13 protein-coding genes are annotated in these 14594 nt (G+C 53.6%); 3 read left to right on the top strand and 10 right to left on the bottom strand.

Annotation, left to right across the window (positions count from 1 at the left end; translation table 11 throughout):
- Positions 1–144: 144 nt before the first annotated feature.
- The 3 genes from KI242_RS25500 to KI242_RS25490 all read left to right on the top strand — a co-directional run bounded on the left by KI242_RS25500 (position 145) and on the right by KI242_RS25490 (position 4254).
- On the top strand, positions 145–813 hold the full coding sequence (locus KI242_RS25500) for a M35 family metallo-endopeptidase (RefSeq protein WP_212805651.1): 669 nt from the start codon (positions 145–147) through the stop codon (positions 811–813).
- A gap of 1419 nt (positions 814–2232) precedes the next feature.
- A complete protein-coding gene (locus tag KI242_RS25495; RefSeq protein ID WP_212805650.1) occupies positions 2233–3057 on the top strand; it encodes a DUF5677 domain-containing protein in 825 nt (274 codons plus the stop codon).
- A 114-nt stretch (positions 3058–3171) separates the two neighbouring features.
- Complete coding sequence (locus tag KI242_RS25490) at positions 3172–4254, top strand: hypothetical protein (RefSeq protein ID WP_212805649.1); 1083 nt, start codon at positions 3172–3174, stop codon at positions 4252–4254.
- Between the two features lie 102 nt (positions 4255–4356).
- Here the strand turns inward: KI242_RS25490 and KI242_RS25485 are convergent, their stop codons facing one another.
- The 10 genes from KI242_RS25485 to KI242_RS25440 form a co-directional block, all read right to left on the bottom strand.
- Positions 4357–4725 (bottom strand): hypothetical protein, encoded by a 369-nt coding sequence (locus KI242_RS25485; RefSeq protein ID WP_212805648.1) that lies wholly within the window; start codon positions 4723–4725, stop codon positions 4357–4359.
- A gap of 186 nt (positions 4726–4911) precedes the next feature.
- On the bottom strand, positions 4912–5736 hold the full coding sequence (locus KI242_RS25480; protein WP_212805647.1) for a hypothetical protein: 825 nt from the start codon (positions 5734–5736) through the stop codon (positions 4912–4914).
- A 196-nt stretch (positions 5737–5932) separates the two neighbouring features.
- Entirely contained in the window at positions 5933–7474 is a 1542-nt protein-coding gene (locus KI242_RS25475; protein WP_212805646.1) for an AAA family ATPase, read from the bottom strand.
- A gap of 715 nt (positions 7475–8189) precedes the next feature.
- Entirely contained in the window at positions 8190–8555 is a 366-nt protein-coding gene (locus KI242_RS25470; protein WP_085606863.1) for a histone-like nucleoid-structuring protein, MvaT/MvaU family, read from the bottom strand.
- 313 nt (positions 8556–8868) lie between these two features.
- On the bottom strand, positions 8869–9711 hold the full coding sequence (locus tag KI242_RS25465; protein ID WP_212806401.1) for a chromosome segregation protein SMC: 843 nt from the start codon (positions 9709–9711) through the stop codon (positions 8869–8871).
- A 226-nt stretch (positions 9712–9937) separates the two neighbouring features.
- A complete protein-coding gene (locus tag KI242_RS25460) occupies positions 9938–12856 on the bottom strand; it encodes a DUF927 domain-containing protein (RefSeq protein ID WP_212805645.1) in 2919 nt (972 codons plus the stop codon).
- Complete coding sequence (locus KI242_RS25455; protein WP_212805644.1) at positions 12853–13125, bottom strand: DUF3077 domain-containing protein; 273 nt, start codon at positions 13123–13125, stop codon at positions 12853–12855. The genes KI242_RS25460 and KI242_RS25455 overlap by 4 nt, the downstream gene beginning before the upstream one ends.
- A complete protein-coding gene (locus tag KI242_RS25450; protein WP_212805643.1) occupies positions 13122–13406 on the bottom strand; it encodes a hypothetical protein in 285 nt (94 codons plus the stop codon). Before KI242_RS25450 ends, KI242_RS25455 begins: the two co-directional genes overlap by 4 nt.
- Positions 13407–13937: 531 nt before the next feature.
- Entirely contained in the window at positions 13938–14243 is a 306-nt protein-coding gene (locus tag KI242_RS25445) for a hypothetical protein (protein WP_212805642.1), read from the bottom strand.
- Positions 14240–14506, bottom strand: coding sequence for an AlpA family phage regulatory protein (locus tag KI242_RS25440; protein WP_085655305.1), 267 nt, complete (start codon positions 14504–14506; stop codon positions 14240–14242). Before KI242_RS25440 ends, KI242_RS25445 begins: the two co-directional genes overlap by 4 nt.
- Between the last annotated feature and the right edge of the window lie 88 nt (positions 14507–14594).

Here is a 14594-nt window from a genome sequence, read left to right as displayed (position 1 = left end):
GCTTGTATCAGGCGCGCGGGGCCCTGGCGCCGGCTACGGAAGCAATTCCTGCTGATGCACCGCGAGCCTCGGGAATCCAATGCGAGTGTCGCCCCTGGCAGGGGGAGCGACATTCCTCGGAACCTGCATGGAAGGATGCTGAATATGGATACTGATACCGTTGTTCATTCAAGCCGCCGTCTTCTGGCGCGTCGCTGGCAAAATCTGTTGCTGCTACTGGGCCTGGGTGCGCTGGCGCAATCGGCGCTCGCCATCAACGTGGCGTTTGACGGCTCCTGTGCCACCCAGGCTGACCGTACCGCGGTGAGCAATGCTGTGGCCGTCGCTACTACCTGGTCGACCAATGCCTACAACCAGGTCAACAACAATGAAGCGACCTTTCGCCGCAATCAGGACCTGGCCTACCGGACCTGGTTCGGTACCTTCAGCCAGGATCGCTACCAGCGGGTGCGTGCAGTGCTCGACGGGGTGCGTTTCAAGCTCAACAGTGGCAACACCCTGACGGCCTATTGCCGGGTCAACCCGAATGACCCTTGCGACGCGCCCGGGGATATCGCCGCCACCTACGTCAACGCCCGCGGGGACGTGCAGGCCTGGTTCTGCACGGCATTCTTTGCCCTGCCGCCGCGCGTGGGTTTCGATACCCAGGCCGGTACCGTGGTGCATGAACTGACCCATTCCATTGGCCACACCACCGATATCCCCGGCGCCTACGGCGTGGCGGGATCGCAGAACCTGGGAGCCAACCGCCCGAGCGACGCGGTGGAGAATGCCGACAACTACGAGTACTACGTGGAGGACTTGTACGACTGAGCAGGGCGGGAAAGAGGCCCGCAACGGGAGGTGTGCGTCGTGCTGGCACTTTTCTGCAGGCGAAAAAAAAGACCTTGGATTTCAAGGTCTTTTTCATGTTTGGTGCCCGAGGGAGACTGGAGTCTTCCATGTAATCCGTTGCCTACAGCCGGATTAGATGGTTAGGGATACACACGGGGATACAGCTTGCTTGGGCCTATGATCGCACAATCGTAGTTTTAGGCATAAGCAACCCGTAGCCAGCCATGCACTCCCAGCAACCTAGCTGGTGTGACAAGGGTTGCAGCAGTAGTAGCAACCATTGATTCGCAGAGTTGGGTTTACCGCTCGAGCGGCGTCTACAGCACCGATGCAGGTGAGATGACTTCCAAGTGGTACCTGGTTCTGCGGCTGCGGCATGAAACTGCATCCAATCGTCGTGTTGTGCACTTCATAGTCGCCGTTGGGTTGAACGTTTCTGTTCATGATAAATGATTGCATTTGCTAGTCCTCGCTTCCGTGTGTCGGATCGGTAATGACTCAACATTTTTAACTATGTCTGTTGTGCTGGCTGAGCATGCTGACCAGCAGGGTTGGAGGTTAGCTGGGGGATGGCAGAAAGCAATCAGTCGCAGAAATGCCGCCGGGGACCCTGGGAGTATCTGAAGGACACGGGGTCGGAAACCCGCGGGACTGTGGTAGCGGGAGATGCTGGAGCTTACTGAAATTTCAACGTTGAAATTGAAAGGATCTTGAAGAAAAAAGGACATCTTTACCGTACCGGTAATGGTGACCTTGGATCGATTGCTTCGTAGTGCAGATGCACAGGTGAACAGGCAGTTCACCGGGTTCACCTGTTCACTAAGCTGGGAGTTCTCCCGCTAACAAGGTCCGGCGGGTTTCCGACCCCGTGTCTCGAAGAAAACCTCAGGGGCCCCGGCACACTGCGGGAGATACACCTGACGTTCGCTGGTGGGATTGATGCTTACGGGGTGTGGGGGCAATGTACCCCTCAAAAATGCGGTGTAACTCATGTAACTGGTGTAACGATGGTTGTTAAGTAACTGTATTTATTGATTATTTATGATGTTACATCGGCTGCGTACACAAACATTTAGTCGTGTAACTCTGCCATCTGGTGTAACGCTCCGATGCTCGAAAGCGGGACGGAGGAGGTCATATCCATGCGCAGGAGACCAGGTAATTCCCCACTCCCAGTCCGCCCAATTGATGCGATTTACGGGCTGTAATCATCAGTTTGGCCGCTTTGCCAGCGATCAGTCAGCAGTCGTAACGGGCCGCTTTCGGCCAAGAGCAGTCACTCGACGATGTGCCAGCGAAATGCTACCTTCCGGTGAAGCGGGCGGAAATATATTCATCCGACGTCTCACTTTTGACACAGCTAGCTAGCCCAATTTTTCTATATGTTTTACAAAACTTATGAAGAAAGAAGAACGCGATGTGATGGTTCAAAATTGGCCTGAATGGCGCTGGTTCGAGACCATGCAACATCTTCTCGAAGACGCGATTTCGCGGATTCAGCAATGTGACTCGCCAGAACTTTCTGCGATATTCCCTTTCTTGGACTCCGCCAATGAATCTCTTGCATCCTTGGGCGTACTTGTTAAACAGCTTAAGTTGCGCGATGCGTATGTTATAGCGCGCGTAGTCTACGAGACCTCGCTTAATGCTTGCTTTCTTATAACCGACCCTCAAGTACTTTCATTGCGGGCGCATACCCATGCAAAGCAGAAAGCGCTTCGAGGCTTGGTCCGAGCCATTGAAATTTCGGGCGAAAAAATATTCGAATTCAAAGCTGAAGGCGTCGAGGCACTAATGCAGCGTCCGAAGCACAAGGAATGGCTTGAGGAGTTCACCTCGAAATCGGGAAGAGAGGTGACATCTTGGACGCCCGAAAATGTCTCACAGCGACTAGAAGCGGTGTATTCGAAATTTGGATCTAACACAACACGTGGCTTGGCGTTCGGTCTGCTTATATACCGACATGCATCGGAAATAGCTCATGGCACGCTATTTGGCACATTGTTCTCATGGGGGGCGATGGAGGTAGGAAAACCTTTGTCGAAACCAGACGAGATGGGTGAGTTTCGAAAAAAAGAGCTGCGCCATCTTGTAAAACTGACTTCCTTCTCTCTCGAGTCGGTGGTCCGAATCATTTCTATACAGTTAGGTGTAAAGGATTTATCTGAGGCTGCAAAGAAGGCACGAACTGACTACTACAGCAGTCGCAATGTAAATTCCTAACGATGCGATCAAAAACTTCCCTTCGGGAAGCAGTCGTCTTAAACTCGCCTGTTTTGGGTGCTCCGTCGCAGCCTGAATCATTCCCACGTATCCGATGCAAGGAGCGCCAATCGCATGAATAACGAGTCTCACAGTGGAAATGCTCACGGGTATAGATATCAGCCTAACGATTCCTTAGACGCTGAAGGTTCCTTCTTAAAAAGCCCGGATGAAATTGTTTATAAATGGGCTCCAAGTAAACAGGCCAAAAAACTAAAGCTTTATAAGAGCATGCAGTATCTAATTGCAACTATACTTGCTATGTTCTTGTCGATTTTTTTGATAACATTTCCGAGTGACTTTGAGTCTGACATCCTGCAAAGAATATGGGGTTCCTTTGACTACAAAACTTTGGTCGTCGTGACCGGGCTTGGGATTGGAGCGGTTTTGTTTGTCGTTTTGCATTATCAAATGTTTGTTAATAACAAGCCCCTGCCTTCAAGTTTTGTGGACATAGATGAGCGCGCTAGCTCAAGCAAAATTGACCTAAGACTGTCCGAACTTAGACAGGAGTTTCTGAAATTTAAAACATCAAGGGACAGCGGGGCAAATAATACGCAGGAAGAAGTGGCCGCAGATATTCCCAAGGCGGAGTTTCATCAGTCAAGCGCTATTGAGTATTACATTAATAGGTTAACTAAATCTCTCGACATGCACATTGAGACGTCTGACAAGAAAGCTTCCAAACTATTGGATACAGGCACAATGTATTTGCGTCGCGGTATATATTTCTATGTTGCGTCGATTTTTGTTTGGCAATTAGTTGCTCACATTTGGGGAGTTAACAAGCCGCTGATATATGGCGTAATCTCTTGTTCCCTCACATTTCTTGTCGTGGAGTTTTTGGCGGCTTGGTTTTTGAGGCAGTATCGAAGCTTTATTGATTCATCGGTTCAGTTCATGAAGGCCAAGTCCGTATTTGATCGTTATATGTTGTCATATTATGCAATTAAAGAGTTCTCCGTCGAGGGGGCTGAGGGCATGGCCGAGTCAAAAATTCAAATTCTAAAAGTTTTGGCGGAGGAGATAAAATGGCCCGATGCGCTGAATTCTAAGTCGGGCGATATGAATCACATGGTTGAAATGTTCGAGTCGTTGAATGGGCTATTAGATAAGGTTAAAAAAGTTTCTACGAAAAATGATCAGACCGTCACTTAAAGGTGAGATCTCAGTCCAAAAGCCTTCGATGGTAACAGGCTGAAAACGACCCATAGCAGTCATCTGAACCGCATTGATCGACAGCAATGCCACCTGCCAGCCCTAAAATCGTGATGGCAGCTCATTTCCGGCCTTAATATCCGAAAAGATCTCATCCGGATCTGCCTGACACCAATATCTGAACAGTAGGCGAGGCTCGATATTTCCGAAATGTTGATCCACGATGCTCTCGGGGGGCACGGTCAAATTAGGTTCTGGCCATTGCTGGGCAAAAACACCTAATGGTTTGCCAGATGAATAAACAACCCAAGTCGCCTTGCCACCACTGATACGAGGTAGGTAGTCCATATCTTGTATCACTTCGATTAAGGTGCGCAGTGTGGCTGATGGATCGAGTGTGATCGACATTGCATGGCTTTCCAAATCATCCCCCGCATGAACGCTATCTCGATCAATGGAAACTACCAACATGACTGCTCCTTTTTAGTGGTGTGCTGTCACCAGATCGATCAGCGTAGAGACCTCCGCGGCTACCTGTCTACGGTCCGCTTCTGGCCGTCAGCTTTCGGCCAAAAGCGGACTTCCGAATGGAGTCTGGGAAATTAGGGGGCGATTCACTCATTACTTGTGGGGCAAAGCTTCTCTATCCAACGAGGTCTAGATGGCACATGGACCGGCGTCATTCAAAAGAGAGACAGCGAACTGCACTTGAGTTCCTCGAACATATCCGGCGCTCTGCCGCCAGCGATTCTGAACTCCGACCAATTTAGATTCACTTGGGGTCCAGAACAACCCCTCTCGTGATTCAGTAATTAGCCAAATGCCACCGCCGCTGAGGCCCGGCGGCTCCGGAGCTTCAACGGTTCCTTCTTGGGACGGCGAGATGTTCGACGTCATGTTGTACTCGAGCGCAATGTCGTGCGCCGGATTCAGATGAGAGGGAAATGGATCGCAAGAATTCGTGACGTAACACATAGTCCCTGCGCCGACTGTTTTATTAACCATTGATGCCCGCGACCAGGCGCTCGGTGCGCCATAGACAGCAAAAAGCCGTGATTCATCTGCTGAGACCCCATGGAGAATGCGCGTCTCGGCAAGAAACTCTCTGCATGTCGCGATTTGGTCTCCCCCTTCTGGAGTCAGTTCGAGCAATGCAATGTCGAGAGGATCGCGCTCCCCTCCACCGACCGATAGAATCCGTTGGATGAAAATGTTTTTCGTGTTGCCATCCTTGCTGAACAACACTGCGATCGCACGCGAGTCTAGGTGCTGCCCCTGATCATCGATCACCACGTGTGCTGCAGTTAAGAGGTAGCGAACACCTTGCAGTTCGATGCATGTTGCGCTTCCTATGTCCTTTGGCTGATCGGCATCAAGGTCCCAGATAAGCAGAGTCACTGAGTGCCGCATCAGGCTTTGCTGAACAGCAGTGGTGGCCATTTTAAATCGCTGCAGATCTTGATCTGTATGAGCACTTGTCATCTGAACCACTACCATAATTGTGGAATATCATTAGTGCTACTGTACTCGAGTCATTGCTATTGGCCCAGTGGCTGGGTTGTGCACCTAAGAACCGTATTTGTACGCTCCTGATGACTGCCGCTATCACGAGCGACGGCAGTCGGCCAAAAGCAGACATATTACCAATCGATTTTTTCGAGCTTCCCGGTAATAAGGCTTAAGGCAACATGTTTGATATCTTACTTTTTAAGCCGTCGAATTCCTCAGGAAAATTTTTAAAAACAATACCGCACACAAGTATTAAACAGCGTTCAGGGTCTAGATTTACTTGCTCACCCACTTCGACAAATTCTTCATGCTTGCCTGCCTGCAATGCGTATTCCACGATTTCGGTAGCTCGCTGACCTTCAACGCCTAGCTCAATCCCTAGTTCGTGCGGGATCTCGCTGCATTTTTGCAAAAGCCAGGCTTCTGGCCATGTGTCGCCTGGTAGATAACTTGTGCGTGAAACCAACCAGTTATTAATCTCAGCATCTTTCCTCTCTGCCATGCTTTTGGCATGTTCGATATTCTTCGACTGCAATTTTTTCTGATCTGCATCGTATACAGCTAATATATTCGCATGCTCATCTCTCAAAAAATTTGCAGCTAACTGGCGAGCTACAGCGGCGGCGGAGCCTATTCGAGTGATATTTATCCGACTGCGTGAACTTCCATCTAAAATTGTTTCAATGATAACTTTTGCGACTGGATCCTCAACAAATATCTCAAGTTCTTTCTCGCCAATAGCTCCCATTTTTGAGAAGGCAAACTCCGCTGATACACCAGGAGTTATTTTTGTCTTAGACCCTGTCCTCTCAATAAAAAACCTAGCATCGTCAGGCAAGCATTGAAATATTTGTTTTGAATGTGTTGTGCATACAACCTGAGTTCCCGTACTCATGCATACTTCTTTCAAGCGCTCCATAAACAACCTTTGGGCTCTTGCATGTAGGCCAAGCTCAATTTCATCGAGAACCAGTAAAGCTCCCTCGCCAGAAGCATATATGGTAGAAAAAATATCAAACAGCGCATTTTCACCTGCACCCATATTGAAACCAGAGTAAACCACATCACCAACTTTAACAATCGGAAGACCGTACTTTCTATATTCTAGCTGTCGGTAATCATCGTAACGTTTACCAAGGATATAACCAACAGCGTCTTTAACCTTCTGCTCCCAGCCGTGAACCCTCAAATCTTTAAAGGATCGTGAATAAGATCTTGACTGACTGCGTTCGGCGTGAGGGACAATTCGTTCAATTCCCAAAAACACTACCGTCCTTTTTATTCTGGTGTCATAGTCGTTCCACTTTCCACCTGCTTTTTTCTTTCTTATTTGCGACGCGATTCCTTCAGGTGAACTTTTCCAATTGTTGTGAGCAAAGCTATACCAAATCTCTACGCCAGGAGGAGCAATTTCTTCTGAGTGCTGCACAAAAAAATCAGAAAAAGTGTAATAGCTCCTACTGCGCTTAGGAAGTTTGAAACCATCCGGCTTGTTATGATAGGCACAAGCAGCGAGCGCCAACATAGTTGACTTTCCGGATCCATTAACTCCGGCAAACGCAGTTATAGGATAGTCGAGACTCACCTTGAATGATGTTAGCCCGCGAATGCCGCCAGTTGAGATTTGAATGCTCCGAAGCAGGGCTTTGGTATTATCCTTACAGAACCAATTTCGTAATTTCTTATCTAAATTACTTTCCCTGTACTTCATTGGTTCTCCCCACGATTAATTAACAGCGCCTGAAGTGCTGCGTGGCCATTTGCTATTCCTAGCACAAATTTTCGATACTTTCGAGCCAGCGATGATTTTTTTTCAATACCTTAGATGGCTGGAAAGTGTAACTCCCCAAAGGAAAGAAAGACTGAGACTGCTTTTGGCCGACAGCGGTCGCTTGCCGATGTCCGCTTCTGGCCGAAAGCAGACGTCCGTGAGCGGCGGCTAGTGGGCAGACGCGGTCGTCGAGAAAAAATCGTCGAGAGCAGCCAGGAGCAGCTCGTTTCTATCAGTTGGGAGGGCAGAGTAATACTTCGCGGAAGGCTTCATCACCCGTGAGGAACGCAGAGTGATGATCGAGAAGGCTGCAGCGAACTACAGGAAAGCAGTCGAGGGAGTAGGGCAAGGCACCTAGCATTAGCCAAGATGGGTAGAGCTGCGTTGGAGCGATCAATGTTCGCTATGGTGAATTGTAGCTGGTCGGGGGGCGATCACTTCGACAGATAGACTATGGTCGGCATGTATCGAGCAGGTGATAGCGCATTGCGGGAGGCGCCAAGACAACAGGTCGTCAATTTCACGTCTGCTCATTGTGTCCACAACGTTGACTCCTTTTGCTGATGGTAGCGATTCTTAGATGGTGAGGTCGCAGGCGCGAAGGATGTGATCAACAAAAGAAAAGGCCTCTGAGAGGCCTTTTATTCAAGCTGCGTTATTTCTTCACCCAGCTTTCAACTTCGTCGGCACCGTGCTTGGTTTTCCACTCTTTCAGCGTCTTGTGATTGCCGCCTTTGGTTTCGACCACTTCGCCGGTGTGCGGGTTCTTGTAGACCTTCAGAGCGCGAGGCTTACGCTTGCCAGGTGCCGCCGCTGGTGTTGAAGCGCGCTTCGTGCTTTGCGGATCCAGCAGGTTGATGATGTGCTTGAGGCTGAAGCCGTATTGGTTGAGCAACTCGCGCAGCTTGGTTTCGAACTCGATCTCTTTTTTCAGCGCGCCATCGCTCTTCAGTGCTTCCAAAGCCTGAAGCTGTTCGGCGAGGTGCTTTTCGAGCTGGCGGTATTCGGCAAGTTTGGACATGTTTGATTCCTACATTTGTTTGATGACAGTTTGAATGTTCATGCGGCTCACAAGTTCAGCGCTATTCTGACAGTTTAAGATACTCTCGGATGCTGATGATCTCTGCTTTTATCAATTTCACGGTGAGAGTCTCGACTTTCGTTTTTATGCGAGGTTTGTCCGCGAATTCCAGCATTTCCTTTAAGGAGACTATTCGTGCATTCAGTAGGTCTTTCCAGTTGGGGGTGTTTCTAAGGTCAAATTGAATGATCATTTTGTAACCTGTGGAGGTTAAACAGCCTACCTGCGTAAGCTGTTTCGGTGGCTCAGCGCATTACAACGCGAGAACTTCTTGGATTGAGTATTTGGAGGCGCGATTCCACAAATCGGAGCTGGTCCAGTTGCGGAAATTTTCGCCTTCTTCAGGAAGTACCAATTTCCTGAGACTGATTTGGTCGCCGCCAACGAGATTGATGGCAGACCAGAGCTTGCCTCCCATTTCCAGCAACTCTTGAGCTTTCTCGTTCCACTGTTCCTCGAGAACAGTCTGCGCCAAGAGCAACGCCCTTCGTTCGATGGTTTTGTGCTCTTTCCGCGCCTCGTCGATGTGTTGATCCACGATGACGAGTTCCTGCTCCAGCGCGGCAATAATCAGAAGCTGCCGGCGATGCTGTTCGCTCGCAGTCGCCAGATTCTTTGCAGCCTTCTGGGCGTCGGCGTTGGCGGTTTTCTCGCCCTCGGTGTCGCCCCAGGCCACGGCTTGTGCATAAGCGGTCGCTGCATCGGTTTCGGCTTGCCGAGCCTTGGCTATGTCCTCTTCTGCCTGCTGCTGGATCTGGGCCAAGCGGGTGCTGAGGCTGTCGCGTTTCTCGTTGAGCTCCTGTTCGTCGGTTTTCCAGTTCGTCATCGATTCGACGTAGCCCGCCATCAGGGTTTCATGATTGACTAGCTGTTCGCGTCGTCGAATTCGAGCGTCTGCGTAACTAGCGCGTGTCTTGCAGGAGTCGTAAGGAATTTTGAGGGTGTTGTACTGTTTTCGAATTTCATGCAGTCGATCTGCATCGAGTTCGTCCTCGTTTTCCAAGAGCGCTTCCAATGGAGCTATTTGCACGTAGTGCTCCGCTGCCTCCCTCAGCAGGCTATCGCGGTGGCTGGTCCACTCTTCGATTTCGCCCATCAACACTCGCTTCTTTTCACATACGCCGATTACTTCGCCGGTGGCTGCTACGGGCAATGAGAGCCCTGTTTCATGGCCATCTGGATCACTGGCCAGCAGTTCGTGTTGTTCGGTGGAAGTTTGGAATTCGTTCATCTGTCTTGTTCCTAGAAAATGGGTTTGGGTTGAATGAGTGGCTGGCGAGGCCGGGAATAAGCCGGCGCTACCTCGATCAGCGGAGATGCCCTCAGGCAGCCCGAGCCTCGCCGTCATCCGGTCCTGGAATAGCCTTCACGATGTAGCAGCGTTGCTGCCCGAGGCCGGGTAGCCGCACCAGACTCGACGCCTTGCCGTCGCTGCTCGGTTCCAGCACGCCGCGTTGCAACAGTTCCTTGTTCACCGCCGTGAGGTTCATGCCTCGGAAGATCTCCGAGCGCCACGCCTCGGTCAGCACGTAATAGGTGTTGGTGGTGTGCATGGTGTCGCCCATGCCGTGCTCCAGCGTCTTGCGAAAGCCCAGGCGGTCAATAGTGCGCGGGCCGTGTTCGTCGATCTTGGCCGCTGCCGATTCCCAGCGTGTGAAACGGCTTTCACCAAAACGCTCGATGACCTGGCGCAGCCGCGCCAAGATCGCATCGCCCTCGAAGTTTCCGGCGCCGCCGCGCTCGTGGAGCCATGCGTTTAAGCACACCCGAGCGGCGGTGGTGGCCGTGCCGTCCGGCCAGCCGGTGATGCCCATCGCGGTGGCCAGCTCGCCTGCTGCGGCGGCGAGGCCGAAGCGAGCAGCGGCACGGTGTGCCTGTCCACTCGCGGACGCAGGGAGCGACTTGGCAATAAAGCCTTCCAGCGTGCGGCGCAGGATTGCCGCCCAGCCGTGGCGCTTGCCGGGTTCACACAGCGCGGTCAAGAACGCGGTCAGCGGCGTGCCGTAGTAGTTCGCCACACGGGCCTTGAGTGCGTCGGATAGGGCGGCGGCATCCTCGAAACCGTTGAGCGTGTCGAACATACCAAGGCCTTTGCTGGCATCGGCCGGGACGGCGAGCATTCGCACCTCCATACCGGCTTTCAGTTCCTTGTTGGCTTCGGCCATGTGCTGGGCCAAGGTCTTCTCGCCGGTTGAGAGAAACAGCAGACGCCATTCCTGCACCTGCCGGCCTGCTTGGCCTCGATCATTGGCCCGAGCCTTACCGGTGCCGTTGCCCAGCATGTACACCGTCTCGCCGATGATGCGGGCATCACACATGCCGATTTCATCGAGCACCAGAAGCCCGTCGGAATGCGCGGCAGCGATTGACTCCAGCGCGTTGTCGGTCGACCGCCACGAGCGCACCAGACGCGGCCCGCCGTAGATCGAGGCGGCTACTTGCAGGTGAGTGGTCTTGCCGCCGGAGCTGTCACCGTACAGGTGAAAGCCGCCCGATTCGTGGCCGAGCATGTGTAGCAGGGGGCCGGCGAAGGCCACACCGACGACAAACGCCAAACGGTGGTTGCCGATGCACAGCGCACCGATTTGCTGTTGCCATTGTTCCAACGTGCCCGCTTCGCTGATCGGCGGAAGCTGCGCGCCGGCCTCGTAGAAGTGCAGGTGTTCCGCGTGCATGCCGACCTGTTGCTCGGGCAACAGAAAGGCGTTGTCATGCCAACCCAAACGGGTGACAAGTCGCGCACGTTGCGCGCTGTCGAAGCCGCCGAGGTAACTCTGCAAATCGTTGCGTGCGTTGCGCCCCGAGCGACTGCCTGCCAGACGCAACCCCATGTCCACCAACGGGCCGAGCACGTCCTTGCCGAAGTCGCCGGTCATGGTGCGTGCCGGGATGTTCCAGCGTTTCTTGGTGCCGTCGGGGTCGTCGAATTCGACCAGCAAGCCCCAGTTGTGGCCCTTTTCGTCACGGGTACGCGCAAGGATTGCCAGCGGCGAACACACCGGGCGTGCTTCACCGTCGTCGCCGGCATAAAACACACCTTCGGGCGTCAGGCGAAAGCCACCGGGCATCAAGTCGTTTTTCGATTTTGCCGGGCGCTTGGCTGCTGCTTTGGGTTTCGCTTCTGGCTCCGGTTCCTGCTTGGGTTCTACCGGGGCAACTACCGGTTTTTCTTCGATCACGCCGAACAGTTCGCCGTTGCTTTGCAGTACGACGAAGTGGTCGGCGGTCCAGCCTTTGGAGAGTGCATCGGCGGCATCGTCGCCGTCATCCCATTGACCACCCTTGGCAAACACGGCGCGGTCGTTTTTCAGCGTCGGCTTGCGTTTGAACACCTCCAGCGCGATGACCCGGACCGAAGCGGCGCCGATTTCACGCAGCTTTTCGGCAACGATAGCCATGCAGGCTTTACCGCTGTCGTCGTTGTCCGGCCACAACACAACGTCTCGTCCCTTGAGCGGCGTCAGGTCGGCTTTGTGCCAGGAGTTTGAGCCATTCGGCCAGCAGGTGGCGACGTAGGTCGGCAACAGCTCGGCGGCGGCATCGGCCGCTTTCTCGCCTTCGCACAGAACCACCGGTGCGTCAGCGCGCTGGGCCAGTTCATCAAGGCGCAGCAGCGGACGCGGATCCTGCAGACCCTGCCAGCGCCATTGCTGGGTTTGGCTATCGGTGCGCTGACACCACGTCAGGGGCGCAAAGACCTTCTTCGGCTTGCCGTCTTCATCCGGGCCGAGGTCGAAGCGATACAGCGCCATGAGTGGGTGACCCTGTGCGTCGCGGTAGATCCAGACCTTGGACGGCACACCGTGATCACGGTGCTTGGCCGGGCACTTGTTCATGGCCTCGGTCGGGATCGGCTGGATGGCGTTCCATGTTGCTGCCTTGGGCTTGCACGGGGCGGCCTTAACCTTGGCGGCGCCGGGCGCGACGTTCAGCCAGTCCGCCAGTTTGTGGCAGGCTTCAACGTCGGTGCCGCCGTCGAGATAGCGCACCAGATCGATCAGGTCGCCGCCTTTGTCGCCGGTGGCAAAATCCGCCCAGGTGCCCTTGCTCAAATTGACCTTGAGCGAACCCGCACGCTTGTCGCTGCGAGTCGGGTTAGGAGCGGTGTATTCCTTGCCGCCGTCCACACGCTTGCCGTTGGGCAGCCAATGCGACAAGACACGATCAATGTCTTTCAGCGAGGCGGCTTTCACGTCGGCGAAGTTTGGGCGTTTCGCGGTGCTGTTCGGTCGTTGGCTCATGTGTCAGCCCTCGGCAAAAACAGCGCATCGTTGATGTCGTCGATCAGTGCTTTGGCCATCTCGCCCAGGTACAAGGCGGGCCAACTGAAACGCTCGCCGTGGTCACTCATGGCCGCATCGAAAATGAGCTGGTTCGCGTGATGCTGCAGCAATGACACCATCTCCAGTGCGTCTTCGACTGGCACACCGGCGTTGACGCGAAACAGCTTGAGGTCGGTGGCATTAACGCGAGAAAAGGTAGCGTGGCCCGGTGTGGTGGAAATGCTCATAGCGCACCGCCTTTCTGCACCGCAGGCGACGAAGTGGTGTCACCGTGCATGGCCAGCGTTTTGATCAACCCGAGGGTGCCGCGCACGTCCCAGAGGACGGCGGCAATCACGTGATTGGCAAGGCGCGAGGATTCGTTTTCGAAGTGATCCTCAAGTAGGGTCAGCACCGAGTCAGCACGGTCAATCGCGCAGGTGATGGCGTCGATAGGAACGCCGGCTTCCGCGCTCGGATTCACGCAGAGCAGATCTTCGGGCAGGGCAAAACCCAGGGCGTTGTTCATTGGGCACCGCCTGCGGTTTCGAGTGCGCGGGCTTTGGCCATGTGAGCGTTGTAGCGGGAGAGGCGTGTAGCGAGGCTGGAATTGGCGTGTAAAGCGGCGAGAGCCATTGCACGGTGTGCAGTGGCGCGAATTTTGGACGGATTGAGGGCGTGCATGTGGTGAAACTCCTATTGTTGAGGAGCTACCACCGTCCGCCGTCAAACGAATTAGGGTGGTAGCTGTGCGCAGGTTGACGGACCGGGACAATAGGAACCCGGCAGACCCGAAGGTCTCCCACGCACAGCCACCATAAACAGGAATGCGGGCACAAAAAAAGCGCCTGCAATCGTAATGGGGGGCGCCTGTGCGCCTATTGTTGATCGGGCCGTCAAACCCGGTCGCTGAATTTGCAGCGACGGCCAGAGAGTAACGTCCGTGTTTCGAAAGTGCAACTGCGCTGATGGCTTGCGGATTTTTCAGGTGCGGCATAAATTGTTCGGGCATGTAGATTGACCTCAACGCCTCCGGATCGCCCCCGGAGGCGTTTTCATTTCAAGCGTGAGCTTCCCAGCGCAGGGAGAGAAGGGGCAGAAATCCGCCGCTGAGCATGGAGCGGGCGTCTTCGTAGGCGTCGACCTGCTGGCCCTCGTCGACAACAACAGCCCCGGTCTTTTCGCAATGGAGGGATAGGGCGCACCAGGTGCCGTCGGCCCAGCTGAGCACGCTGACCACGCGACCTAACTTGTCCTGCTTGCTGCGATACCGCTCGAGGCGCTGCATAAGGCGAGGTGAGAACCCGATTTGACGCAGCACTGAAAACGGATGCATCAAAGCTTTCTCTGCGATTTTGCGATTCATGCGGCCACCTGATCACGCGCCTCAATGCGGCTGCGTGCCCATGCTTGGATTTCGGAAAGAACCCACGCCACTGGCGCTCCGCGTGCGGTGCTTGTGCTCAGTTTTACAGGGCGTGGAAAGCCGCTCTTTGGGCACTGCATTAGCTTGTAAATAGTGGGGCGTGCCAGGCCAACGATAGCCATGACTTCAGAGATTCTGATCAAGGTTGTCGCGGGGTCGCGATAAGGAATTTGGTTGATTGTTGATGCGCGGGAGTTAGACATAGTCGTGCCTGTAAGGTGAGAGACAGGCGCAGACTAAAAGACGAAAAAAAAGCAAACATGGTTTGCTTTTCGTCGGTACAGCGAAAAT

Origin of the sequence: Pseudomonas sp. Eqa60, assembly GCF_018326405.1 — a bacterium.
Classification (GTDB): Bacteria; Pseudomonadota; Gammaproteobacteria; order Pseudomonadales; family Pseudomonadaceae; genus Aquipseudomonas; species Aquipseudomonas protegens.
Note: the sequence above shows the minus strand (reverse complement) of the source record. Positions and strands in the feature narration are given on the sequence as shown.

Bases quoted from the DNA above. Each gene is read 5' to 3' on its own strand.
- KI242_RS25500 (WP_212805651.1), top strand. From the start codon at position 145: ATGGATACTGATACCGTTGTTCATTCAAGCCGCCGTCTTCTGGCGCGT.
- KI242_RS25495 (WP_212805650.1), top strand. From the start codon at position 2,233: ATGAAGAAAGAAGAACGCGATGTGATGGTTCAAAATTGGCCTGAATGG.
- KI242_RS25490 (WP_212805649.1), top strand. From the start codon at position 3,172: ATGAATAACGAGTCTCACAGTGGAAATGCTCACGGGTATAGATATCAG.
- KI242_RS25485 (WP_212805648.1), bottom strand. From the start codon at position 4,725: ATGTTGGTAGTTTCCATTGATCGAGATAGCGTTCATGCGGGGGATGAT.
- KI242_RS25480 (WP_212805647.1), bottom strand. From the start codon at position 5,736: ATGACAAGTGCTCATACAGATCAAGATCTGCAGCGATTTAAAATGGCC.
- KI242_RS25475 (WP_212805646.1), bottom strand. From the start codon at position 7,474: ATGAAGTACAGGGAAAGTAATTTAGATAAGAAATTACGAAATTGGTTC.
- KI242_RS25470 (WP_085606863.1), bottom strand. From the start codon at position 8,555: ATGTCCAAACTTGCCGAATACCGCCAGCTCGAAAAGCACCTCGCCGAA.
- KI242_RS25465 (WP_212806401.1), bottom strand. From the start codon at position 9,711: ATGGGCGAAATCGAAGAGTGGACCAGCCACCGCGATAGCCTGCTGAGG.
- KI242_RS25460 (WP_212805645.1), bottom strand. From the start codon at position 12,856: ATGAGCCAACGACCGAACAGCACCGCGAAACGCCCAAACTTCGCCGAC.
- KI242_RS25455 (WP_212805644.1), bottom strand. From the start codon at position 13,125: ATGAGCATTTCCACCACACCGGGCCACGCTACCTTTTCTCGCGTTAAT.
- KI242_RS25450 (WP_212805643.1), bottom strand. From the start codon at position 13,406: ATGAACAACGCCCTGGGTTTTGCCCTGCCCGAAGATCTGCTCTGCGTG.
- KI242_RS25445 (WP_212805642.1), bottom strand. From the start codon at position 14,243: ATGAATCGCAAAATCGCAGAGAAAGCTTTGATGCATCCGTTTTCAGTG.
- KI242_RS25440 (WP_085655305.1), bottom strand. From the start codon at position 14,506: ATGTCTAACTCCCGCGCATCAACAATCAACCAAATTCCTTATCGCGAC.